27 protein-coding genes, 1 tRNA gene and 1 pseudogene are annotated in these 24,570 nt (G+C 40.9%); 27 read left to right on the top strand and 2 right to left on the bottom strand.

What is annotated here, in order from left to right; genetic code table 11:
- Positions 1 to 38: 38 nt before the first annotated feature.
- From rpsA to P7J49_RS04655, 3 genes are all read left to right on the top strand, one after another.
- Positions 39 to 1,244 carry a 30S ribosomal protein S1 gene (gene rpsA / locus P7J49_RS04645; protein WP_024377837.1) on the top strand — a complete coding sequence of 402 codons (1,206 nt, stop codon included), beginning with the start codon at positions 39 to 41 and terminating at the stop codon, positions 1,242 to 1,244.
- Between the two features lie 37 nt (positions 1,245 to 1,281).
- Positions 1,282 to 1,353 (top strand) — tRNA-Arg (locus P7J49_RS04650).
- Positions 1,354 to 1,409: 56 nt separating this feature from the next.
- Positions 1,410 to 2,438, top strand: a complete 1,029-nt coding sequence (locus P7J49_RS04655; protein ID WP_408569675.1) for a threonine aldolase family protein — start codon at positions 1,410 to 1,412, stop codon at positions 2,436 to 2,438.
- A gap of 18 nt (positions 2,439 to 2,456) precedes the next feature.
- On the opposite strand, the gene P7J49_RS04660 is transcribed toward P7J49_RS04655, so the two are convergent.
- Both P7J49_RS04660 and P7J49_RS04665 read right to left on the bottom strand, forming a co-directional pair.
- A complete protein-coding gene (locus P7J49_RS04660) occupies positions 2,457 to 2,840 on the bottom strand; it encodes a hypothetical protein (protein WP_408569677.1) in 384 nt (127 codons plus the stop codon).
- Between the two features lie 60 nt (positions 2,841 to 2,900).
- Entirely contained in the window at positions 2,901 to 3,314 is a 414-nt protein-coding gene (locus P7J49_RS04665) for a DUF6556 family protein (protein ID WP_408569678.1), read from the bottom strand.
- 111 nt (positions 3,315 to 3,425) lie between these two features.
- Between P7J49_RS04665 and P7J49_RS04670 the strand changes: the two genes are divergently transcribed.
- The 24 genes and pseudogenes from P7J49_RS04670 to P7J49_RS04785 form a co-directional block, all read left to right on the top strand.
- Complete coding sequence (locus P7J49_RS04670) at positions 3,426 to 4,568, top strand: cysteine desulfurase family protein (protein WP_408569680.1); 1,143 nt, start codon at positions 3,426 to 3,428, stop codon at positions 4,566 to 4,568.
- A 1-nt stretch (position 4,569) separates the two neighbouring features.
- A complete protein-coding gene (gene thiI, locus P7J49_RS04675; protein ID WP_408569682.1) occupies positions 4,570 to 5,787 on the top strand; it encodes a tRNA uracil 4-sulfurtransferase ThiI in 1,218 nt (405 codons plus the stop codon).
- Positions 5,788 to 5,905: 118 nt separating this feature from the next.
- Positions 5,906 to 7,234, top strand: a complete 1,329-nt coding sequence (gene brnQ / locus P7J49_RS04680; RefSeq protein ID WP_408569702.1) for a branched-chain amino acid transport system II carrier protein — start codon at positions 5,906 to 5,908, stop codon at positions 7,232 to 7,234.
- Positions 7,235 to 7,358: 124 nt separating this feature from the next.
- Positions 7,359 to 7,739: a hypothetical protein gene (locus P7J49_RS04685; protein WP_408569684.1), complete on the top strand. Its 381-nt coding sequence runs from the start codon at positions 7,359 to 7,361 to the stop codon at positions 7,737 to 7,739.
- Between the two features lie 206 nt (positions 7,740 to 7,945).
- The gene (locus P7J49_RS04690; protein ID WP_336382121.1) at positions 7,946 to 8,503 is read left to right on the top strand and encodes a hypothetical protein; all 558 of its coding nucleotides are present in this window, start codon (positions 7,946 to 7,948) and stop codon (positions 8,501 to 8,503) included.
- 115 nt (positions 8,504 to 8,618) lie between these two features.
- Positions 8,619 to 8,882, top strand: coding sequence for a hypothetical protein (locus tag P7J49_RS04695; RefSeq protein WP_024401912.1), 264 nt, complete (start codon positions 8,619 to 8,621; stop codon positions 8,880 to 8,882).
- Positions 8,875 to 9,243, top strand: a complete 369-nt coding sequence (locus P7J49_RS04700) for a hypothetical protein (protein WP_336382119.1) — start codon at positions 8,875 to 8,877, stop codon at positions 9,241 to 9,243. Before P7J49_RS04695 ends, P7J49_RS04700 begins: the two co-directional genes overlap by 8 nt.
- 1 nt (position 9,244) lies before the next feature.
- Positions 9,245 to 9,406, top strand: coding sequence for a hypothetical protein (locus P7J49_RS04705; protein WP_153308848.1), 162 nt, complete (start codon positions 9,245 to 9,247; stop codon positions 9,404 to 9,406).
- A 3-nt stretch (positions 9,407 to 9,409) separates the two neighbouring features.
- A complete protein-coding gene (locus tag P7J49_RS04710; RefSeq protein WP_336382118.1) occupies positions 9,410 to 10,354 on the top strand; it encodes a replication initiator protein A in 945 nt (314 codons plus the stop codon).
- Positions 10,355 to 10,637: 283 nt separating this feature from the next.
- Positions 10,638 to 10,769, top strand: coding sequence for a hypothetical protein (locus P7J49_RS04715; RefSeq protein WP_408569687.1), 132 nt, complete (start codon positions 10,638 to 10,640; stop codon positions 10,767 to 10,769).
- Positions 10,770 to 10,788: 19 nt separating this feature from the next.
- Positions 10,789 to 13,305 (top strand): SEC10/PgrA surface exclusion domain-containing protein, encoded by a 2,517-nt coding sequence (locus tag P7J49_RS04720; protein WP_408569688.1) that lies wholly within the window; start codon positions 10,789 to 10,791, stop codon positions 13,303 to 13,305.
- Positions 13,306 to 13,312: 7 nt separating this feature from the next.
- Positions 13,313 to 13,537 (top strand): helix-turn-helix domain-containing protein, encoded by a 225-nt coding sequence (locus P7J49_RS04725; protein WP_024380722.1) that lies wholly within the window; start codon positions 13,313 to 13,315, stop codon positions 13,535 to 13,537.
- Between the two features lie 291 nt (positions 13,538 to 13,828).
- Positions 13,829 to 14,137: a hypothetical protein gene (locus tag P7J49_RS04730; protein WP_221876930.1), complete on the top strand. Its 309-nt coding sequence runs from the start codon at positions 13,829 to 13,831 to the stop codon at positions 14,135 to 14,137.
- Positions 14,138 to 14,196: 59 nt separating this feature from the next.
- Positions 14,197 to 14,958 (top strand): LPXTG cell wall anchor domain-containing protein, encoded by a 762-nt coding sequence (locus tag P7J49_RS04735; RefSeq protein ID WP_408569690.1) that lies wholly within the window; start codon positions 14,197 to 14,199, stop codon positions 14,956 to 14,958.
- A 31-nt stretch (positions 14,959 to 14,989) separates the two neighbouring features.
- Positions 14,990 to 18,640 (top strand): SspB-related isopeptide-forming adhesin, encoded by a 3,651-nt coding sequence (locus tag P7J49_RS04740; protein ID WP_408569692.1) that lies wholly within the window; start codon positions 14,990 to 14,992, stop codon positions 18,638 to 18,640.
- 52 nt (positions 18,641 to 18,692) lie between these two features.
- Positions 18,693 to 19,190 (top strand): hypothetical protein, encoded by a 498-nt coding sequence (locus tag P7J49_RS04745; RefSeq protein WP_408569694.1) that lies wholly within the window; start codon positions 18,693 to 18,695, stop codon positions 19,188 to 19,190.
- An 85-nt stretch (positions 19,191 to 19,275) separates the two neighbouring features.
- Positions 19,276 to 19,503, top strand: a complete 228-nt coding sequence (locus P7J49_RS04750; RefSeq protein ID WP_014638017.1) for a hypothetical protein — start codon at positions 19,276 to 19,278, stop codon at positions 19,501 to 19,503.
- A 22-nt stretch (positions 19,504 to 19,525) separates the two neighbouring features.
- Positions 19,526 to 20,272, top strand: coding sequence for a hypothetical protein (locus tag P7J49_RS04755; RefSeq protein ID WP_408569695.1), 747 nt, complete (start codon positions 19,526 to 19,528; stop codon positions 20,270 to 20,272).
- A 63-nt stretch (positions 20,273 to 20,335) separates the two neighbouring features.
- Positions 20,336 to 20,755, top strand: a complete 420-nt coding sequence (locus P7J49_RS04760; protein ID WP_024399450.1) for a hypothetical protein — start codon at positions 20,336 to 20,338, stop codon at positions 20,753 to 20,755.
- 3 nt (positions 20,756 to 20,758) lie between these two features.
- Positions 20,759 to 21,229 carry a hypothetical protein gene (locus P7J49_RS04765; protein WP_024416167.1) on the top strand — a complete coding sequence of 157 codons (471 nt, stop codon included), beginning with the start codon at positions 20,759 to 20,761 and terminating at the stop codon, positions 21,227 to 21,229.
- 95 nt (positions 21,230 to 21,324) lie between these two features.
- On the top strand, positions 21,325 to 22,419 hold the full coding sequence (locus P7J49_RS04770; RefSeq protein WP_408569698.1) for a hypothetical protein: 1,095 nt from the start codon (positions 21,325 to 21,327) through the stop codon (positions 22,417 to 22,419).
- Between the two features lie 58 nt (positions 22,420 to 22,477).
- Positions 22,478 to 22,711: a hypothetical protein gene (locus P7J49_RS04775; RefSeq protein ID WP_024399447.1), complete on the top strand. Its 234-nt coding sequence runs from the start codon at positions 22,478 to 22,480 to the stop codon at positions 22,709 to 22,711.
- Entirely contained in the window at positions 22,708 to 23,055 is a 348-nt protein-coding gene (locus P7J49_RS04780; RefSeq protein ID WP_408569700.1) for a PrgI family protein, read from the top strand. The genes P7J49_RS04775 and P7J49_RS04780 overlap by 4 nt, the downstream gene beginning before the upstream one ends.
- Positions 23,015 to 24,493, top strand: a pseudogene (locus P7J49_RS04785) (VirB4-like conjugal transfer ATPase, CD1110 family); the annotation flags it as partial. The gene P7J49_RS04780 and the pseudogene P7J49_RS04785, both read left to right, overlap by 41 nt.
- Positions 24,494 to 24,570 lie beyond the last annotated feature (77 nt).

The raw sequence follows: 24,570 nt of genomic DNA on the forward strand, positions 1-24,570 counted from the left end.
TTGGGTCGAAAGACCTGATTGTCGGAGGTTTTTTTATAATGAACGAATTTGAAGATTTGTTGAACAGTGTAAGCGAAGTTACACCTGGTGATGTGGTAACTGCAGAAGTATTGACAGTTGATGCTGGTCAAGCAAACGTAGCTATCTCAGGTACTGGTGTTGAAGGCGTATTGACTCTTCGTGAGTTGACTAACGACCGTGATGCTGATATCAACGACCTTGTAAAAGTTGGTGAAACACTTGAATTGTTAGTACTTCGCCAAGTTGTTGGTAAAGATACAGACACTGTTACTTATCTTGTATCTAAAAAACGTTTGGAAGCACGTAAAGCATGGGACAAGCTTGTTGGTCGTGAAGAAGAAGTTGTTACAGTTAAAGTAACTCGTGCCGTTAAAGGTGGTCTTGCAGTTGAATTTGAAGGTCTTCGTGGTTTCATCCCAGCTTCAATGATCGACAGCCGTTTCACTCGTAACACTGAGCGTTTTGTAGGTCAAGAATTTGATGCTAAAATCAAAGAAGTTGATCCTGCTGAGAACCGTTTCATCTTGTCACGTCGTGACGTTGTTGAAGCAGAAGCTGCAGCTGCACGTGCTGAAGTATTCGGTAAATTGGCAGTTGGTGAAGTTGTGACTGGTAAAGTTGCACGTATCACAAGCTTCGGTGCTTTCATCGACCTTGGTGGTGTAGATGGTTTGGTACACTTGACTGAATTGTCACACGAGCGTAACGTATCTCCTAAATCAGCTGTAACAGTTGGTGAAGAAGTTGAAGTTAAAGTTCTTGCAATCGACGAAGTTGAAGGTCGCGTATCATTGTCATTGAAAGCTACACAGCCTGGCCCATGGGATGGCGTTGAGCAAAAATTGGCAGCTGGTGATGTGATCGAAGGTAAAGTGAAACGTTTGACTGACTTTGGTGCTTTCGTTGAAGTATTGCCAGGTATCGATGGTTTGGTACACATCTCACAAATTTCACACAAACGTGTTGAAAATCCAAAAGATGCTTTGTCAGTAGGTCAAGAAGTAACTGTTAAAGTTCTTGAAGTAAACGCAGCTGATGAGCGTGTATCACTTTCTATCAAAGCTTTGGAAGAGCGTCCAGCAGCAGCTGAAGGCGAAGAAAAAGCAGAAAAACGTGCTCCACGTCCACGTCGTCAAAAACGTGAAGAAAAACGTGATTACGAATTGCCAGAAACTCAATCTGGATTCTCAATGGCTGACCTTTTCGGTGACATTGAATTGTAATTCAAATAAAAACTTGCCTTGTGCAAGTTTTTCATTTCCACCCTTAGTGTAATGGATATCACGTAAGATTCCGGTTCTTGAGATGGGGGTTCGATTCCCTCAGGGTGGACTAAAATATAAAAGCCTGCACATTCAGGCTTTTTTTATATCATTTAGGAGAAAATCATGCTACATTTCGAAAATGATTATAACAAAGGTGCCCATCCTGCCTTGCTAGAAGCCTTAGTTGCGAGCAACCAAGAAGGTTTATCTGGATATGGCACTGATAAATATACTGAATCTGCTATCGAAAAAATCAGACTTGCTACGGACTGTCCTCATGCACAAGTTACGTTTTTAGCAGGTGGAACGCAGACCAATCAAATTGTCATTTCGTCGATGTTAGCTTCCTATGAAGGAGTCATTGCAGCGGATACTGGTCATATTGCAGTTCATGAAGCGGGTGCAATTGAATTTACAGGCCATAAGGTGTTGGCCTTACCGCATACGGATGGCAAACTTATCGCAAGTGAAGTTGAGAACTATATTTCCGATTTCTACGCAGATGCTAATCATGCTCACATGGTTCATCCAGGAATGGTTTATATTTCTCACCCGACTGAATATGGTACGCTTTATAGCAAAACAGAGCTAGAAGATTTGTCCAAAGTTTGCCAACAGCATAATATTCCGCTCTTTTTAGACGGTGCTCGCTTGGGTTATGGGCTTGCTGCTTGTGATACGGATCTTGATTTGAAGACAATTGCAGAGCTGACAGATGTTTTCTACATTGGTGGGACAAAACTCGGTGCCTTGTTGGGAGAAGCCCTTATCTTTACAAAGAATAATCAGCCGAAGAATTTTGTGTCCATCGTCAAGCACCACGGTGCTTTGTTAGCTAAGGGGCGATTGATTGGTGTCCAGTTTGATTGCTTATTTACTGATGACTTGTATCTTGAATTGGGGCGTCATGCTATCGCAATGGCAGAGCAACTGATCCAGATTTTGGAAGAGAAAGGCTTTCAATTCTATCTCAAATCACCGACCAATCAGCAATTTGTTATTGTTAAGAATGAAGAATTGGCTAGATTGACAGAAGCTGGAATTGCCTATGGCTTCTGGGAGAAATACGACGATAGCCACAGTATCATCCGCTTTGCGACCAGCTGGTCAACTAGTCAAGCGGATATTGATGCGTTAAGGAATAGATTATAATTAATAAAAAAGAAAGGGTTAGCCTTTCTTTTTAGTTTGTAAATAATGATAGCGATAAACTGCATAACGTTCAATAAGGCGGTAGCCTATTCCACCTAAAATAGCTTTTATGATAAAGACAAGGTGTTTTGATAGGGGTGCCTGGACAGTCAATCCGAAAAGGATACCCAAGATAATCCAAGCTAGTACCGCCCACCATAACTCTTTGAATGGAGTGTATTGTCCATTTCTTTCTTTGACTTCATTCGATACTCTAACTGCACAGCTAGATAAGATAACTATGGGAAGAAGAGAATTGGTGTTAAACGGTTCTGGTAAAAATGACGATAAGGCGAAGATTTGTATAAGCGCAAAAATCAGTAGCCAAACGAAAATCGGCGATTTTAGAATGACGTATTTCATATTGCACACCTCCTGAAATTAGTATATAAAATCCAAGAAAGTAGAACAAATATTTTTGTGCTATTGATTAGAAGTCGTTTCGGATGCCCCACTAGTTACCTCTGTATCAGTACTGGTTTCTGTCCTTGTCTCCGAAGCTTGGGTAGCAGACGTTTCTGTAGACGAGGAAGAGGCAGTAGACTCTACTGAAGAGCTGGTCTCGGTTTGGGTTGAGGATGTTGTTTCGGAGCTTGAACTTGTTAAATCTTGTACTTCTGTTAACGGATTGTCGCTTGATGATTGGCTGGGACTAGTGGCACTGGATGATGAAATGGTAGTACTTGGAGATGTTGAGGATGTTGCAGGTTTTGCTGTAAAGGTGTAGATAGTGATGCAGGCAGTGATAATCCCTAAAATAGATCCGATAAAGGTTAAATATTTTTGAAAATTAGTTAAACTAGCCGGTTTTTTATTTGTATTCTTACGTGTATTCATGATGTACCTCCACCTTTAGTTTAAGATAGGAAGTTTAAAACTATCTTAAAGATTGCCGAAAGGCATGAAAACATGATAAAATAGGACTATTGTAAGCAAAGGAATGAAAAAATGATTTATTTTGACAATGCAGCCACGACTCAGGTCTATCCAGAAGTTCTCACGACCTATACGGAAGTGGCGACAAAAATCTGGGGAAATCCCTCTAGCCTCCATAGTCTAGGTAGTCAATCAACCCGTATTTTGGAAGCATCTCGCAAGCAAATAGGAAAGCTTCTCGGCAAGGACAGCAAGGAAATCTTTTTCACTTCAGGTGGTACGGAAGGTGACAACTGGGTCATCAAGGGAGTGGCATTTGAAAAGGCACACCTGGGCAAGCACATCATCGTGTCAGCTATCGAGCATCCAGCGGTAAAAGAGTCTGCACTTTGGCTCAAAACGCAAGGTTTTGAGGTTGATTTGGCTCCGGTCAATGCCCAAGGTTTTGTGGATGTTTCAGCCTTAGAAAGCTTGATTCGTCCAGATACCACACTGGTTTCTATCATGGCCGTCAACAATGAAATTGGTGCCATTCAGCCCATTCAGGAAATATCTCAACTGTTAGCTGATAAGCCAACCATTTCCTTTCATGTGGATGCCGTGCAGGCTATCGGCAAAGTGCCGACGGAACGGTATTTGACAGACCGAGTTGATTTTGCCAGTTTTTCAGGTCACAAATTCCACTCTGTCAGAGGAGTAGGTTTCGTCTATGTCAAAGCTGGCAAGAAAATCGCTCCGCTATTGACAGGAGGAGGACAGGAAAGCGACAAACGCTCAACTACTGAAAATGTGGCTGGTATTGCAGCAACGGCTAAGGCGCTCCGCTTGACCTTGGACAAGGCGGTAGATAGCCAGAAGCGGCTGGCGGCTATGAAGCAGATTTTGGTGGATGAATTGAACAAATACCAAGATGTGACAGTCTTTTCTGGGGTAGAGGACTTTGTGCCAAGCATTGTGACGTTTGGGATTAAGAATATTCGTGGCGAGGTCATTGTCCATGCCTTTGAAGACCACCAGATTTACATTTCGACCACCTCAGCCTGCTCTTCCAAGGCTGGAAAACCAGCTGGAACACTGATTGCTATGGGTGTTCCGCAGAAGTTGGCTCAAACTGCCGTCCGTATCAGCTTGGATGATGACAACGATATGGGGCAAATTGAACAATTCCTCACGATTTTCAAACAAATTTATCAGAACACACAGAAAGTAAGGTAGAATGAACTATTCAGAAATTATGATTCGCTATGGCGAATTGTCAACTAAAGGGAAAAACAAGATGCGGTTTGTTAACAAACTCCGCAATAATATCAAGCATGTCCTTTCTGTTTACCCAGAAGTGACCGTTTATTTTGACCGTGACCGTGGTCATGTCTATTTGAACGGGGCAGATTATCAGGAAGTCTCAGCTTCTTTGAAGAAGATTTTTGGAATCCAAAATTTCGCACCGTCTTATAAGGTTGAGAAGTCTGTTCCAGCTTTGAAAGAAGCAGTTGTGGAAATAATGCAGTCCATTTACAAGGAAGGGATGACTTTCAAGATTGCGGCACGTCGTAGTGACCACAATTTTGAATTGGACAGCCGTGACCTGAACCAAGTCCTTGGAGATGCGGTTTTTACAGCTATTCCAAATGTACAGGTACAGATGAAGTCGCCAGATATTACCTTGCGAGTGGAAATCCGTCCGGATGCTGCCTATATTTCCCATGAAGAAATCAAGGGGGCAGGCGGTCTGCCAGTTGGAACATCTGGAAAAGGAACGCTGATGCTATCAGGTGGTATTGATTCGCCAGTTGCGGGTTATTTGGCGCTCAAACGTGGGGTTGAAATTGAAGCTCTGCACTTTGCTAGCCCGCCTTACACCAGCCCCGGTGCTCTTAAAAAAGCCCATGATTTAACTCGGAAATTGACTGCCTTTGGTGGTAATATCACCTTTATCGAAGTGCCATTTACAGAAATTCAGGAAGAAATCAAGGAAAAAGCACCTGAAGCTTATTTGATGACCTTGACACGCCGCTTCATGATGCGGATTACAGACCGAGTACGGGAAGAGCGTGGTGCCATGGTTATTATCAATGGTGAAAGTCTAGGACAAGTGGCAAGTCAGACCTTGGAATCCATGCAGGCTATCAATGCGGTGACAAATACACCTGTTATCCGTCCAGTCGTTACCATGGACAAGTTGGAAATCATTGAAATTGCTCAAGAAATTGATACCTTTGATATTTCCATTCAACCATTTGAGGACTGCTGTACCATCTTCGCCCCTGACCGTCCAAAAACTAACCCTAAAATCAAAAATGTCGAGCAATACGAAGCCCGTATGGATGTTGAAAGCTTGGTGGAACGAGCTGTGGCTGGGATTATTGTAACTGAAATCACACCGAAAGAGGAAGTGAAAGACGAAGTGGATAGTTTGATTGAAGACTTACTGTAGAATTCAATTGTTTTGATATACATTTAAATCCAGTTATTGCTGGATTTTTTAGTTCGAATCGTTCGGAAAAATCGAATTTGTATGATATAATAAGACTTCAGAAAAAAACAAAGGAGTTATTATGAAAAAAGGAGCCCTAACAGGATTACTTCTGTTCGGTATGTTTTTTGGTGCAGGAAACTTGATTTTCCCACCTGCACTTGGTGTCTTATCTGGTGAGAATTTCTGGCCTGCTATTTTAGGATTTGTCGTATCGGGTGTCGGTATTGCTGTCGTTGCTTTGATTGTCGGTACCTTAAACCCCAAAGGTTATGTACATGAGATTTCTCGCAAGATTTCACCGACTTTTGCAACGATTTATCTTGTTGCCTTGTATTTGGCTATCGGTCCTTTCTTTGCTATTCCGCGTACAGCTACAACGTCCTTTGAAATTGGTATTGCGCCATTGTTGGGCGAAGCAAACCTTGGAATTTGGTTGTTCGGTTTTACAGTCCTCTACTTTGTGGCAGCCTACCTAATCGCCCTTAATCCGTCACAAATCTTGAACAGTATTGGTCGTATTTTGACACCAGTATTTGCCGTTCTCATTGTGATTCTGGTGGTGCTGGGTATTGCCAAGTATGGTTCAACCAGTCCACTACCAGCAGCAGAAGCCTATTCAGTTGGACAGGCTTTTGGTACAGGATTTATTGAAGGATACAATACCCTTGATGCCCTTGCTTCTATTGCCTTTAGTGTCGTAGCGGTGAATACCTTAAAACAACTTGGTTTCTCAAGTAAAAAGGAATATGTATCTACCATTTGGTCTGTTGGTTTTGTTGTAGCCTTGGCTTTTTCAGCACTATATGTCGGTTTGGCATTTCTTGGAAATCATTTCCCAGTTCCGCCTGATGTCTTGGCGTCTGATACCAACAAGGGTGTTTACATTCTTTCGCAAGCAACACAGGCTATTTTTGGACCAGGTGCACAAATTTTCTTGGCAGCTATGGTTATCGTTACTTGCTTTACGACAACGGCTGGCTTGATTGTTTCTTCAGGTGAATTTTTCGCTGAGCGTTTCCCACGTTTTAGCTACAAAGTATATGCGACTATCTTTACTTTGATTGGCTTTGGGATTGCTAATCTTGGTTTGAGTAAGATTATTGCCTTCTCTATTCCAGTTCTTTTGGTTCTCTATCCAATTACTATCTGTATTGTCTTGATTACCATTGTTAACAAATTCGTACCGCTTTCGACTTATGGTATGCAATTAACTGTGGGAGTAGTGACAGCTTTATCATTGGTAGAAGTGTTAGCAGGACAATTCAACTGGACTGCTGTTTCAAAAATCATCTCAGCTCTGCCATTGGCTGGACAATCATTAGCGTGGTTATTACCAGCTCTTGTCGGAATCGTCCTCTCTCTGTTCTTACCAAACAAGCAGGAGAGCGAAGTTTTCGAAATGTAAGAAAAATGATACGTAAGTGTCTAGAGTTTTGGGAAAACGACAATAAAATACCTCATTAGCCTAAGAGAGCATGAATTTGCTCTCTTTTTTGCTTGCTTAAAATATTGAAAGGATGCTTTATCTGATGTCAAATCAAATTGAAATCATAATGAATTTAGATACATTAGAAATTTTTGAAGTTATCGATCATAGTCAAGATGATTTAGAAGATATTGAAGTCGTGGAAAATGTTATTACACACACTGAAGAAGTAAAAATATCTCCATATGATGGTTTAGGGAGAGTTTGGCTAGGAAACGGTTATTACTACAAACCTTCTAGCTTGTTTTGGAGGAATGAGAGAGAAGGTATTATCCATGAACTATGTCCTAAAAATAAACACGGGAGCTATCCCTATTACCAACGCTGTAGGAATCATACTTGGGGACATGTTAGTCAACTAACTTATGAAGAAGCCTTGTGGCTAACCTTGGAGTTTTATCCGGGGTTGATGAACCATATATAAAGGAGTTAGAGTGTATGAGTATATTAAGTCTAGTCAACATTATCTTTGCGTTAACCTTTTATCCGATGTTTATTATCAACTATTACCGAAGAGAACCTTACTTGTTGAACTTATTCCTCTTTCTGATGAATGCCCTAATATTTTTTTATCGTATATTTACCTATTGTGGCTTATTGAAATGAAATTGAAGCAGGAGAATTGGATAGATGAATTTTTTTAAGATACATAAGCGACCACTAATTTCTAACGATATTAAAGCACAAAAAGACGATATTCAAGACCATTATAAAGAAGCTGATAAGAAGCCCAAAAACGAAGCAGCCATTATTAAAAGTATTATTTTGAGTAAAATTGAAAGTGCTCTTGAACAGGTTAACATTGAAAGAGACCGCCTGAATGAAAAGAAACACTTTTCAAACAAGAATGATTCTGTCTTAATGGACCGAATTTCATGGAACATAGGAAGAGAACAAATATTGATTGAGTTCAGAGAGTATGTAAAATCAATGCCAGATAGTCTTTATCGAATCCAACGAAAAGGTTCGCAAATCCTGGAAATCAATGGTTTAGATGGCAGTTCTTTTGAATTGTATCACTTAAAGGAAATCATTGGAGGGAGTATTTACCAGTTAAAGGATAATCACTCCAATCAAACAGTTGATATTATTGAATATAATTACCTTGAAAAACTCGAAAAAACTAGCGAAAATGGATATCTTTTTCCAGATGACAATATGATTAAAGCATTAGACCAATTGAGATAGCCTCAAAAAGGAGATGTTATGACCCAAGAAGAAATAGACAAGATGATTGAAGACTGGGTAGAAAATGGCTTTCCCAGTGAATTAAAACAATTAATACCTGATGAGGAGAGAGAAGATGAAAGTAGTAGCTAACCAGCCATTTTTGGATGCGTTTGAATGGGATGGGACAGAAGAAACTTTTGGAAAAATAAAAGAACTTGCAGCCAACATTAAAGATGATGTATATATGCGAGATGGTCAACTAGTAGTCTACGACTATACTTTCGAGGAGGAAGAAGTCGTCGATGTGGGTCGCTATGTTGTATTTGAAAGTTCTAGGATTGACGTATATGTCCCTATAGTGTTTGAGACATTGTATACGGAGGTAACTAATGACTGATGACTTAAAACAAAAAATGGATGGGATATACGGCTGGTCTGTGGATGGAGATAAAATCCAACCACCCATTCATCGCTTTCCGAAAGCTGTTAAAGATCGTGCGGACTATTTTGCAGAAAAGACGGAATCCAACATTATTCAATTAAATCTAAAAGAAATTAAACACTCAGTTACAGTATTCAATCCTCTTCTTGAAATCAGTAAGCTCCCTTTTGATGAAGCAAAAGAACTTATGTGGAAGGCTTATCATCATAGATTAACTGAAGATGAGTATGCACTTATGCCTATATTAAATTCTCCAGTAGATTTTAAAAAAATGGCAGAAAATAATACCGAAATTACAAAATGGTGGAGGATTTAAGATGACAAGACAAGAGTTTGTAAAAAGAGAAGTTGCGATTGCCTGTCTGATGGTTTACCAAAAGTTAACACGAGTAGAAAGCGAGAGAAATATCGCTGATATGGAATCAAGACGTCTTATTCGTTTTAACCCATCCGGACAAGTCCAATTCAAGGAGATTTAAAGTATGCAGTTTGATCCAATTACAGCCAGTCAGTATGAGACAACAGAACGCTATTATGAATTGCCTAAAGCTCTCTTTGAAAATGAATTATATCGTGATATGCGTTTAGATGTAAAAGTGAGTTATGCCATCCTAAAAGATAGATTAAAGTTATCTATCAAGAACGGTTGGATCGATGATGATGGAATATACTATCTGATTTATTCGAACTCAAAATTAATGAAGATATTGGACTGCTCAAAATCAACCCTTCTCCGTATAAAAAAACAACTTGCTGAATACGGATTAATGCGAGAAGTACAACAATCGAGCAGTAAAGAAGGAACGCTTGCGAATAGGATTTATCTAGGAAATCTACACGTTTCAGAACGACCTGCACCAGCCCAAAACAATGAATCAAGTACCCCGGTGTCAAATTTAGACCCGGGGGGTGTCAAAAATAGACTAGGGGGGTGTCAAATTGACACGGGGCGGGTGTCAAAATCAGCCCCTAATGAACCTGAATATAGTGAACCTAATAATAGTGAATATAGTAGTTCTAGAAAGAGCGAGACAATTTCTGACGAAATTCCTCCCTCTCCTCAACCTCATTTCACACTGACCCGTTCTCAATCTGAAAAATATATCCCTCCAAAATATTATTCTCTCCTCCAAACAATAGCTGATCGCTATAACGGAAAGTTCTGTCAGATTGACTTGTTTACTGGAGAAACTCAGAACTATAACTTAACCCACAAGCAAAAAATGATGATTGGACAGTACCTAGATAATGACTGGGTAACGAGTCAAGAAGTACTAGATATGATTGACAGAGTCCCTGTTGACTGTGAGAGTCCTCTCGCTTATCTCTTGAAAATGCTTGAAAACCTCAAAATAGAGAGACAAGCAGAAGTAAGAAGAGCCGCCCATCTGAATGCACAACGCTATTATGAGGGAGGTCAAGCATGAGAAAAGAAGACCTGTCAACTATAAAGCAACTATTGGTGAAGATTAGCAAAGTGACGGCAAAGTTCACCATTTGGGGATTATTTTTCTTGCTTCGATTTATTCTATGTTATCACTTATGCCGTTGGGCACATTACTCGCATTGGTCTGCGATTTTTAGTGGATTTATCTTAGCTTGTGGTAGTGACCTCATTCACGCAAGAAAAACTCATTAAAACATCCATCAGGACGATTCCTTTTGAAAAAAGAAACCCTACAAAAATCAAAGGAAAGAAGGAACCTTAAAATGATACTACTCATATCGTTACTCGCTTACGTATCAGGAATTATCTTGTTTCTGATTGAACTCAAACGAGCCCCACTAGCCGCAGATGATGGGGTGACTATCATCTCAGAAAACGCCCAAACTATAAAATAACCAATCAAAGGAGAATATCATGAAACAATTAACCGTCTTAAGCGCACTTGCAACCGCAGTATTATCTACCGGCCGTGAAGTGGTCCATGCAGAAGAAGTACCACAAACAACTGAGCCAAAACCAATTGCGGAAACAAGCGCAAGCCAACAAGCTACAGTCACAGAAACCGATGTGGCAACCGCTAAAGCTGAACTTGATAAAGCTAACCAAACTGTAACAGCACAAAAAGAAGGTGTGAACCAAGCTCAAAATGACGTTGACACAGCTAAAGAAACAGTTAATCAAGCTCAAACCGAGCTAGTAGAGAGTGCCGAGTTGGCAGAACAAGCTACACCAGAAAACATCTCTAAGGCAAAAGAAACAATCAACCAAGCTGAAGATAATATTACTGAAGCGAGTCAAAACCTAGAAGACAAAAAACAAGCAGAAGAGAGTACTCAACAGGCTGTCACAGACCAAGAAGGTGTTGTATCAACTGCTCAAACAGATGTCAATGAGAAGACACAAGCTGTCCTTGAAGCACAAAAAGATGTCTCTACAGCACAAGCTATCCTAGATGGTACAGGTCAAGCGGAAGTTATTGCCAAAGCTGAACAAGCTGAAAAACAACTTTCTGCCAAAACAGAAGCTCTCACTACAGCACAGACGGATCTTGTTACTGCTAAGCAAGCAGACAAAAATCGTCAAACAGCTATTGAGGAAGCTGACCAAGCTCTTGTTCAAGCTAACAATACTCTTGAAACAAAAACACAAGTAGCTAAAGCTACTACAGAACAGGCAGATGAAACAGCTAAGCAACTTGCTACAGCTAAAACCATCTTCCAAGAAGCAGAAAACGATAAAAACAGTATCAATACCATCACACTAAGTTCTGAATATATTACAGCTTTACGTGATTATGCATTGAACTATACAGAAAAAGGTGCAGAAGCAACAGCCATTTTAAAAGCCTTGTCTCCAGCGTTGAAAACTTCTAATCAATTTAAAGCAAATGCCAATGATAGTCAGACAACATATGCAGTTAATGAGTTGCCGGCAGAAGTGCGACAAGAATTGTCATGGTTCGCCTCTGAATTGATAAACCAAGTTCGTCAAGCTTTCGGAACTGCTAATGTAGTCGTTACTGATCAAGCCTTAGAATTTGCGGATATGGTTACCGATGGCTATGTGACAGATAATTGGTCACGAAGTGATGTTTTAACAACTGGACATGATGCGAAAGCTATCAATAAGGCAGCTAACCAGTTTGGACTTGTGACAACAAATTCCGTAGAAGAAGCAGATGGGCTACAATATTACGAAAATATGCACAACTATGCTTATGAACAAAAGACTATTACACTTACTGAAGCTAAGCGTAAGGTCTATGAGTCTATCGTTGAGTTTATGTTTAACAACTATGAGTGGCTACATGCTCAAAATATTGCAGGTTTAGAAGCAACAGGAGTCAATTATTTAGGAGTGGATGTCTCTACTCGTACAGGAGTTACTGGGGTGCATTTTCTAACGGTTGATCCGTCCAAACTATCTACTCGTCACTTTGGCACAGAACTTGTTAATCCAAATACAGCGCAAGCGATCTTATCACGATTTGAACAGGCAGAGAATATGCTTAGTCAAGCAACAACTACAAACAATCAAGCGCAAGAAGCTAAGACCAAAGCCTTAAAGGAGCAGGCAGAGTCACAAGCACAAGTAGTTACAGCGCAAGCAAGTCTTACAAAAGCTCAAGCAGTACCAATGTTGACACCACAGGCACAGGCTAACGTGTTAACAGCCCAAGAAGCAGTTAAAAAAGCAGAAGCAGAACACAAAGAAGCACAGGCAAACCTAGCTAACCTACAGGCCGATGTCAAGGTTAAACAAGCGAATCTAGCTAAAGCCAAACAAATCTTAGCGCAGAAACAAGCTATCTTAGACAAATCCAAAGAACAACTGTCTATTGAACAAGAAAAGCTGGCACGATTACAATCGGACTTAGAAACAGCTCACACAAACGTAGCGGTTGCTCAAACTCAGCTTTCTACCGCTCAATCAAAACTGAAAGAAGCGCAAACCTATTTCATCAAGCTAGAAGAAGCTCCTGCTCGACTAGAAATTGCTAAAACTCGTCTCTTACAGGCTACAAATAGCCTAAAGGCAAAACAAGCTATCTTGACAGAAGCGCTTGAAACACTAGCAGAACTAAAACAGGAAGAAGCGAAAGCATTGAACCACTATCAAACGGTCCTATCTGCTTATCAAGTTGTCCTTGAAGCACAGCGTCAAGTAGAGTTGGCTAAACAGTATGAGACTATTATCCATGAAGGCGGTCAACCGGTCCCGGTCGTGGATGGAACAGGTCGTATTACAGGCTATGTGTCAGAAGTTCCAAAAGCACCGGCACAAACTTCCAAACCAATCACTCAGACAGTACCAACAAAAAACACAGAAGCTAGTCTACCAGCTACAGGAACGAAAACTTCTTCCTTGACGGTACTTGGTCTAGCTCTAGCTAGTCTCGTCTTCTTCTCACGGAAAAAGAAAGAGGGGTGAGCTACTTGTGACACATACTGCACAACGCATTAAAACCCTACGAAAACAAGCTGGGTTAAGTCAACAGGAACTGGCGGACAACATAGGGGTACTACGTGAAACCATCTCAAATTGGGAAAGAGGAGCTAGTCGAACCAATGTAGAAAATATAGAGCGAGTCGCAACCTTTTTTCAAGTCCCTGTTTCTGATCTATTGGGTATACAGATTCCAGCAGATACCGTACAAAAATAACTATTTGACCGAGACGTCATAAAACTACAGCACATTGACAATCAAATACAAGGCTTGCCCTGATACAGCGTGGCTATGGATAAAAGAAAAAAGGGGGCGAGTAACGAACTAGAAAAGGATATCTAGTCCAGCCACAACACGACTAAAGCCAGTTGACGTGTCCTGCTTTAGTAAGAGTTTGCGTTTTCTCAGACTGTAAAACGTGCGCATGAAACACGGCAAAGCTCTACGGGAGCTTTCGGCATGGCTGTAAATGCAGCCTTTCATTCAATCCAAAAAGGAGAAACAGTCATGAATGAAATAAGACCAGATAGAGAGATGTCACTCTCTGATTTACGAAAGTTAGGAGGTCAAGGCAATGTAACAGCGTATCTATTGACAGGCGAGATCGTTACCCTTCGTTCAGATTGTGGCACAACGCCAAAAAGAGCGATTGTGGATGGAGAGCTAAAGATGGTAGAGGAAGTGATTCCATTTCATAAACTCTACCGACAAATTAGAACCGTTCAGCGTGATCATATACTGATTGCAAGAAGAGAACGCTATAAAAATCAATCTATCCTACGCTTGACTGGAAAAGGGTATCACCGTCCTAACTAATCAACACAAAAATTAAACACTGAGGTAACACTATGTTAAATAAAAAGAACATTCTTTCTATGCTTACACTATCAGCACTTGTCTTGTCAAATAGTGTTGTAGCTTTCGCAGATGAAACAACTCCAATTGATTCGTCTGCCCCTGTTGAGGTCGCACAACCATCTACATCCACAGAACCGAGTACAGAAGTCCCAACCCCAGTTGAGCCAACTCAACCAGTTGAACCTACAACTCCAACGGAAGAGCCAATCGTTCCTAAAGAACCAACAGTACCAGTAGACCCAACGCTCCCGTCTACGGAACAACCGAAGGAGAAAACACCGTCTCAGCCGACAGATCCCTCTACAAGACCAGACACACCAACACCACCAACGGAAAAACCAAAACAGGATGTTCCACAACCGGAGACACCCACTCCCCCTAAAACTGCAGAAGAGGCAGTAAATAACGGTGAGAGCCAAGTTGGGACTATCTCAACAGAAACCAAGCAACCAGTAGAAGCAGTCACACCAGACAAGCCTATTGTGACAGACACTGGCTATACCATCATTAGTACGGATAATAGCCAGCCAATCATTCGCTATGCGGACGGATCAACTGCGACTGTTTCTGCGGAATCAATCGGCGCAGTCGTAAACAAGGATAAAACTATTAGTGTCAAAACAGCGGATGGACAGATGAAAACTCTCCCAAATACAGGGGAAGCAAACTCCCTCCTATCTCTGCTAGGTATATTCCTGTTGGGCGTAGTGGGCTATTATCGTAAAAAAAAACAATTTAACCAGTTAAAACCAATTTTGACCGGAATGTCATTAAACTAAGAAAAAACCAAGAAAGCAAAGGGGATACAAAATGTATCAAAAAATAACAACAGTTAATGGGCACGGATTCTTCCGCAAGTCGAAAGCCTATGGGCTTGTATGTGGGATTGCCCTCTTTGGCGCAATGGTTACTACATCTGTTAGTGCAGAAGAAATCGTAACCGAAACAACTCCAGCAGTTGAGGTGGTTAATCCCAATCCTGCCACCAACCTTGAAACGGTCCAAGAAACTCCATCGGCTGAGAGTCTAGCGACGCAAGCAGAAGTCGGTCAGAAGACAGGTGAGTTGACAAGTCCTGTAACGTCTACTGAGTTAGACCAGATTGTGACAGATGCCAAAGAAGTAGGTGTTACAGTCACAGAAGAAAGTAAACCTGCAGTCTATGAAAATCTAGATCAGGCACAGGCAGATTTGACAAAACAAACAGATGTAGTCAAAGAAGCAACTGATAAACAAGAAGCCAATACTACAGCTATCAAGGAAGCAACGGATAAAAATGCGGAAATTGATCGTCAAAATAAAGCAGAAGCTGAACGAGTAGCTGAGTATAACAAAACAGGTCAAGAAGCGGTAGAAGCACGAAATAAAGCCGGTCAGGAAGCTGTAGATGCTCGTAATGCTCAGGCTGTCGCAAAGCGTGAGTCTGAAGCAGAAGCAGTAGAAGCACGAAATAAGGCGGGACAAGAAGCTGTAGACGCTCGTAACAAATCTAGTCAAGCAATGACGGATGCAATCAATAAAGCAGAACAAGAACGTGCAGATTTAGAAAATGCACGCTTAAAAGCAGAATACGAAGCAGAGCTGGCTAAAATTGCGGATGTTGAGGTTTATAATGCTGAGATTCGCAAACGCAATGCAGAAGCAATCGCAAAGGCAGAAGTGGACAATGCACGCTTAAAAGCAGAGTATGAAGCCAAGAAAGCTGAAATGCAAGCGAAAACTAAAGAAAACGGCTATCTTAGTGAAGTCGTCGCTCAGAGCTTGATCTATAAATCTGAGCCAAATGTGACTATTGGAACGATTGAAGGTGTTACAAAATTTGTGAATCCTGAAAAGCGTCAAGAAGTTAGTGATGCAAATCGCAATCTGGTCCACACGGTATCTAGTTATTCCGAAGGAGATTATGTAGGTACTGTAGATTACTCAAATGGGACCACATTTCTTTTGAATGTTGGACAAACCGCAACAGTAACATATGTAGGAGATTTTTCTGCTTCAGCTAATGGAGAAAAGATTACAAAAGTTGTCGCTCGCTATACAGCTGTTGCATCAGAAAAAGGAGCATCAATTGTGACTGTCTCTAAAGATCCGACTGAAACAGTCATCTTTGGTTCAGATGCAACACAAGGATTTGTAGGTGTCGGTGATGAACTCCATATTGAAAAAACATTTTATACTGCTTCTGGCAAGGTAGTTGCGACTAAAGAGAATCCGATTATTTTCTCTATTTCATCCATGAATTCCTTGGGAGAAAATAGTTATTTTGAGTATGTCAAAGACTTAAGTTCGAACATGCGTTTCGTTCCGATTACTGGCAGTCAAGTTCAAGACCATGATGGTAAAATCTATGCTAGTACATCTATTGATACCATTGCCCCGTATAGCGGTCATGATAGTATTGACTCACCTGTACGATATTACGGTTCAGGCGCTTTAGTTGCAGAAAGTGGAGATACATTTGGTTTAACAGTTGGAGCATCGAAGCATCAAACAGGGCACTGGTTCGCAATGAATACTAATGTTGCGGCTCCAGTATTACCACCATTACCACCTTATAAGCAAATTACACCAGAACAAGAAAAAGAAGTACCTACAAAACCAGTGGAGCCTACCTATGTGACTCCAACGCTTGTAACGTTTACACCAGAAGTATTTGTACCAGAAAAGTATAATCCAGAGCCGTTTGTTCCAGAAGTCTTTACACCTGAGACTTTTGATCCAATTACTCCTAAAATGATTCCACGTGTAGAAGTTCCTGAAAAAGAAACCTACTCAGTTTCTGTCCATCCAGTTATCGTCAAACAAACCCCAGCTAATATCAAAGCTGTAGTGAATGAAGATGGTGTCGATGTCAATGGCAAATTGGTTCCAAAAGGCTCAACTCAAACTTGGGTATTGACAAACAGTCCACTAGTCGCAGGTCGTGAAGTAGTCACTAGCTACACCATGTCTGATCCATTGCCAGCAGGCTTTGAGATTGACCGTGAGGCTACAGCAATAAAAAATACTGCATGGACTATCAACTATGATGAAAACGGTAAAACAACACTATCAGCTACACAAGCAACGCTTGACTATCTCAATGCGAAACGTGACCAAGATGTGACGATTCCACTAGCCTATTTCGTTGGTCGTCCAGTTAATGATGGCGGTACATACAAGAATACCTTTATAACCTTAATTGCCACACCTAAAGGCGAGTACAAGGTTGTTTCAAATATTCCTGTTATCTATACGCCAGGAAATGACCCAGAAGCACCACGTCCACCACACACACCTGGAGGAGAAAATCCAACTCCAGATGACAACCTCATCAAACCGAAGAAAGATGTGGTCGATGAGAAAGGAAACTCTATCAACGGTCAATCTGTCCTACCTAATACAATCCTAAACTATGTGGCAGAACAAGACTTTGATCAGTATAAAGGGATTGTAGCTTCTAAACATGCGATTGGAAAAGGCTTCTTGTACGTAGATGATTACCTAGATGAAGCGATTGACGGTACTTCCTTAGTGGTCAACTCTATCACAGCCGCTAACGGAGATGATGTCCGTGAACTGTTTGATATGATTCACGTTCTTTCAAAAGATGCCTTAGATGAAAAACTCCAAGCGCTGATTAAAGACTCGGGTATTAGCCCTGTTGGCGAGTTCTATCTCTGGGTGGCTAAAGACCCTGAAGCCTTTTACAAGGCCTATGTCCAACAAGGCTTGGATATTACCCGCAACTTGTCATTCAAGATGAAACAAGACTTTGTAGGTACAATTACCAACCAAACGCACCAGGTAGATTTTGGCAATGGCTACTACGGTAACATCGTCACAAACGAAGTACCACAACTCGTCGTCCATAAGGATGTGCTGGATAAGGACGGTAAGTCTATTAATAATGGTACTGTCCAAATTGGTGACCTTGTGACTTACAAGCTAGAAGGTTGGGTGATTCCTGCTGGACGTGGCTACGATATTAAAGAGTATCGCTTTGTGGACCTTCTCCAACACAGCCACGATGATTACCAATCATTTGTGATTGAAGCTAAGGTAGACTTTACGCTACCAGATGGAACAATTATCAAGAAAGGTGATGACTTATCATCATATACAGAAACAGTCTACAATGCCCAAACAGGGAAGTTTGAGACTCGTTTCAAGGAAGCGTTCTTGGCGCAAATTCCACGTGACCAAGCATTTGGTGCAGATGGCTATATCACAGTGAAACGAGTTGCCTCAGGAGAAGTTGTCAATGAGTACACACTTTATGTCAATGGGAACCCTGTTATCTCAAACAAGGCTGTGACGAACACACTTGAGCCACCAAAACCACAAGCACCGGCAAAAGTAGAGAAAGCTCAATTGCCTAACACAGGTGATGCGGCATCTTACAGCTTGTCAGTTGCAGGTGTAGTAACATTGTTTGCGAGTCTGGTTGGACTGCGTAAACGTAAAGACGAAAACAACTAGTTTTCCCTCTTGATTTATGGTATAATAAATCAAAAAGGAGAGGGAGATAAGGATGAGAAAGGAACGTACTATGGAAGCACAAGTGACAAAAAATGGATATAAATACTATATCCATAAACCACGTAAACCCATCCCAGTAACCCCTCTAGCCGTTCCTTCTGAAGCGAAATGGAAGAAAGGCCTGACATGGCTAGGTGGAGCTCTATTAGCTGGTCTAAAGAACCTTCCCTACTTGATTATGCGAACAGCTATTTTGCTTGTCACAACACCACTCATGATTCTTTTGTTTATCTTTAACTTAATCAAAAGCCTGATTATGACAGCGATTGGTTGGTTTGTGTTTAAAGTAGTCGTTGGATTTTCAGTAGTTCTCTATTACACTTTATTGACTAAGGCTGGAACTGTTCCTGAAAATGTAGAGATATGGTCTCGTAATTGGGTAATGCCAACTAGTGGTCCAATCTTCCAAGGGTGGGAAACAATGATTATTGTTGTCCTCGCCATTATTACAGCCCTCTCCTTAACCATTTATTCACGAGATGACCTCTAATCGGTCATCCCACTATACGAAAGACACTAAGAAACGATACTTAGTGTCTTTTTTCATTTTTAAAAAAACGAAAGCGAGAAGAAACATGAATCAAATTGTTGATTTTATTAATAAAATTGGAGACATCGGTGGTGTTATTGGCCTTGGTTGGGCCGCCTGGGGCGCCTGGGACCTAGCTATTGGTATCCGCCGAGAATTAGAAGATAAGCGGGACAAAGGCGTTCAAAGTATTATTTTAGGAGCTTTGCTTGGAGCTACGTTAAAAGGTCTCTTTTCAGCCCTAGCATCTGGTCTACAAGGTATTGTAGGTTGATTAAGAAAGAGAGGTAGTTGTGATGGATAAATCTACTCTTGAGCAACTAACCATGAGTTTAAAAGACTACAATCCGACGGCCTATCAGCTAATGGAGATTGTTTCAGACTCAATGGAGAAAGTAGCCATGATGCTTCTTTTCCTTTTTATGGGCCTGAACCTACTCAATTGGCACCAACAACTAAAATCCAATGGTGGGGAGTTAACCCTACAGCTGTGGTTCGAGGAGATTATCAAGTACGTTATCGCAGCCTTTCTAATCCGTTACTTAGATGAGTTATTTGATGCCTTAACCTGGTTATTCAATGTCATTATCAAAGTAATAGCCAGAGGAGGGATAAGCCCTTATAAAGCTAAAGTTCCTAATTATGATGGATTAAACGCTGCTGCAAAATGGATGCTAGATATTGTATATGGTGCAGTTGATTTCGTCGGTCAAATCTCAACCAAACTACTCATCCTCTTGCGTTCCTTTACCCTCTATACCTATATGGGAATCGGAAAGATTGTAGTAGCTTGTTATATGATGGATGCCCTTAGACCAATCTGCCTCGGTTTTCTCAAACACTATGCGGCAGCTGCCTTACAGGGACTTGTCCTCGTTGTTGTCATTATGCTTTATCCAGCCATTGTGACGGATGATTTGCTGACGGTGGCACGAACAGGAGCTTGGACAAGCGCACTAATGGCCATAGGAAAGGGAATTATCTACATTATCATGTTATTTGGCAGCCAACGAATGGCAAAAAGTATTATGCAGGTGAACTAAACTTTTATTTTGTGGTATAATGAAAGGAGACTCCATCATGAAAGAAAGGAATTCAGAAGTTTTATGATAGCTACTGTAAGACGATTATATAAGTGGTGGACTGGACGATTTGAGCGTCGATACAGAGAAGCACAAATTTACTATGACCAACAAACCAAAGAAGCTCTGATAGCTGAACGGATTGAATTGGAAGTAAAGAGAGAGAAGAGTTCCCGTAGGTGGGAACTAATGTTAGGGCTAGTATTAACAATCATTTTTTCAGAAGATTTAAAGCGTCTTTTGGCGATTATTCTTGCACCGCTGACAGGTGTATCTATAAATGAACTACAGGAAAGTGTATTGATGAGCCTAGTTGTGGCACTTTTGATTCTGTTTTTGTTACTAGCTATCGTATTATATAATTTTAGCTATTCCTTGTTATTGAGACGCTATCTTATTTTGAAACAGTACCTAGAAGAAAATCCAATAGAACAACAGGAGTAAAGAGTGAATAGAGAGCGATTTTTTGAATTATTGAAAAGTCCATGTACCCCGTATGTTATTGTGGAACTTATTTATGTGATTGCAGTTATAACTTTTAACATAAATCTTGCTTATATTAATAAGTTATTAAATCAAAACTTTGATGTAGATAGAATGGTAGTACAAAAGGATGTGATAATTGCAACAAAAGTAATGGCATTTGAAAATAATACGTCTTGGAATTATTTATTCTGGGGCATAGTACTCATTGTTATTGGTTTTGTTATTCCAATAGTATCCAATTTAATCAATAACTCAAGTTATAAAAGTGAAGGGGTCAAGACAGCTATTTTGATGGTTATCTGCTTCATGACAGCTCTAAACATCATTCTTATTATTTCAATTTCAAAGGCGCTCCTTAGCCCAATCGTTATAGCAACCCTTATTCTCTGTGCAGCAGGAGCACTATTTGCTATCGGAAGTTCTCAATCATAATACAGAGAGGGGCAACGAATAGTGAAAAGCATTATGCAGGTGAACTAAACTTTTATTTTGTGGTATAATGAAATAAAAGTAGGAAAGGAGCGGTTATGGCTGTTTCAAAATTTTATGCAAAATGGAAGAAGCCTTCAGGAGAAGAAGTGATAGTCAACGCTTTTGATGCGTTAGCCTTGAAAGGGCGAGCCCTGATAGAGACTAGTCCAAAGGAGAAGGCAAGCCTGTATGATATTGAGACTGACTTAAAGGTTGCCCCAAAGCATGGGCAAAAAAAAGACGGCCGTTATCAAGGGCAGCCTTACTTCACTTACTATCCAGGGGAAGAAAGTCCACTAAAAGGGACGGATGGCAGTTTTGAATATTCATCAGAACTGAATGTCTTCATTGAGGCGTTCAAGTCGATTAAAAGGTTTCAAATTGGCTATGGTGAACATACCGCCTTTATTTTCCCTAAAGGCATCTCTCCTATGAAGCGAATGGTTTTTGAAGACGATGACTTTGTCATTTTAAAGCTATGGATTGAGATTGACGAGACCTATCCATATTCAGAATACTACCGCTTAAATGGTCAGTTAGGCATCGAATTTTACAAAACGAAGCGCCCAGAGCCTGTGAAGCGGATAAAGCTAGCCAAGGAAGGTGTTCCTTTGCTGGAGGCAAAAGCCCAATTTCCTGAGTCTACTAAGATTTATGTCCCGGAAGAATTTGTCTCATCCGAACAAATCAAACACATTGCGGAAAAAGTAAGGGAAGTCTATCAGGAGAAAGATTATAAGCTCTACGGAACTTTTGACAGATACCACTTGGAAACCCTTGTCTTTTTAGGTGACAATGAAAGGAAGTACCATACATTGAAAACATACGAAGAACAGTGCCAGGAACTTGAGGCAAAAATTAAGGAGCTGACGGACAGCTTCTGTCAAAAAAGTGAGAAAGTCAATCAGTTGAGAGAGGAGATTGCTCGTACTGAAGACCGTTTACGACACTACAACGCAAAGGAAGAACACTACAAAAAGCTAGAGAAAGCTAATGAGTTGCTGAGGAGGGAGAAGAACCAGCTTCAAGATGAAAAACGGCGTCTAACAGAAGTATCAAATCGCTATCTTGAAGAAAGAAATGAAGCGCAAGGGGAGTTAGAGGACTTGCGTAACCGTCCATGGTGGCAACGAATTTTTAATAAGAAATAAGGATATCGAAACAGTTCTGAAAAACAGAGCTGTTTTTTTTGATGGAAAGGACACTCATATGAACTTAGAAAAACTTAAACAGAGACGAGATGAACTCATTCAAGATAACGAATGGATGGATGAACTCATCAAGAAAAAAGAAGAAGAACTATGGGAAACAAAGGTGCGAACAATTGCAGCTTCTGAATTAGCTCGCTCGGCCATGCAGTCGGCTTTACGTACGGCTGGCATTGTTGACACTTTTTATGAGCCCTATCACCCCAGTAATGATGAACAGAAAGGAGATCTATGACACGCTTAGGAAGTGAATTTCTAAAAGCCTTAGATAACTATGAACGTCCCATTTGGGGTTATATGACATTGAGGCAAGTTGTTTTACTATTTGGAATTATCCTAACCGTCATTCTAACTGCAACCATGATTTGGCTCCAACTACCGAGCTTTCTCATATACAGTATTGCCCTCTTGTTTCTTGCTCCCTTTGTGATCTTTGGCAACCATATTGACGAGAAGATAAAAGACGAACTGCGCTTCTTCCACGCCAAACAAGAACGAACCTACCAAACAGATTTCGATAGAAAGGACTATGCTGCGAATGCGTTTATTCAACCAAAAGAAAACCCAGAAACTCTCTAAAGCAGAAAGAGAGCGGGCTAAGCGTCTCAGGCGAACCATGACCGCCTCCACGCAAAATACCTTGAACTACCAATGGCTAACACCGGATGGCCTGATGACAGTAACGAGTGATACCTATTCTAAAACCTATCGTTTAGGAGATACGAGTTATATCACAGCTACGGATGATGAGCGTCTCGATGTCATCGAAACCAATGCTGATATTTTTCAATCCCTGGATATAGATAATGATCTCCAGCTCCTGATTCTCAATCGGAGAGTCGAAACGACCAGTCTTTCTTCTCTTCGCTATGAGTTAACAGGAGATGGCTATGACGACTATCGGAAAGAATACAATGAGATGATCACGGAGCGTTTTTCGGATGATCAAAATACTTTTAAAATCGAAAAATATGTGACCATTACCACGCAAGCCAACCAAGATTATCAGGCGAAACGAATTCTAGATGATATGGCTAATGTGATAGAAAGCCAATATAGTAGTATTGGTATTTCTTTCAAAGAGATGGATGGCTTAGAGCGTCTCCTGGTCTTTCGAAAACTCTTAAGAAAAGAAGCCTTTCTCGATTTTACATACGAAGACATTGCTATCTCTGGTTTATCAACCAGGGATTTTATTGCACCCAATTATATCAAATTTGATAAGGACCATTTCCGAATAGACGATGCCTATGCTAGGGTGCTATACGTGCGGGACTATCCAACTTTCTTAAATGATAAGCTGATTAAAAATATCCTGGATACAGGTATTGAATTAGCTATCAGTCTCCACGCTAAACCCTATGACACTGCGGCTGCTATGAAAAAGGTCAAAACAGTTCAATCGAGCGCAAAACGTGAATTGATCAAGAGTCAAAAAGAAGCGGCTAAAGCAGGAGTTCCTGGAGAGTTGATTGCTGGAGGCAAGGCAACGGAAACCTCTCGAGAGACAGAAAAGTGGACAGAAGAGCTTCAAGACAATGACCAGAAAATGTTTTCTGGAGTGATGACGGTCTATCTGATGGCGGATAGTCTAGAAGAATTAAACGACTACACTGAACAGGTTCAACGATCTGTCCGTAAGAATACTGTTGAATTGGATAAATGTTACCTCTATCAGGAAGAGGCCCTAAATACTATTCTGCCAATTGGTATCCCTTTTATCAATGTCAAACGTCGCTTTATGCGGGATGTGACGACTAGTAACTTAGCTACCCAAGTCCCCTTTACCAATGTGGATTTACGCTCTAGTAGCCCACGTGCGGTCTACTATGGTCAAAATCAATTGTCTAAGAACCCCATTACCCTAGACCGAAAGAAAGACCTCAATACTCCCTCAGGTTGTATCTTTGGTATATCTGGTTCAGGGAAGTCAGTCTTTGCGAAGGCTGGAGAGATAATTCCGACTCGTCTACGGTATACAGAAGACCGGATTATTATTGTGGATCCTGAGGCTGAGGTGCGACAAGAAGTCGTGTTGTAAATTGCTAGTTTAGCTACTCTATCCATTTGGGGTAATCCTACCACAGCCTGCTT

Source organism: Streptococcus suis (assembly GCF_046032515.1).
Classification (GTDB): domain Bacteria; phylum Bacillota; class Bacilli; order Lactobacillales; family Streptococcaceae; genus Streptococcus; species Streptococcus suis_AL.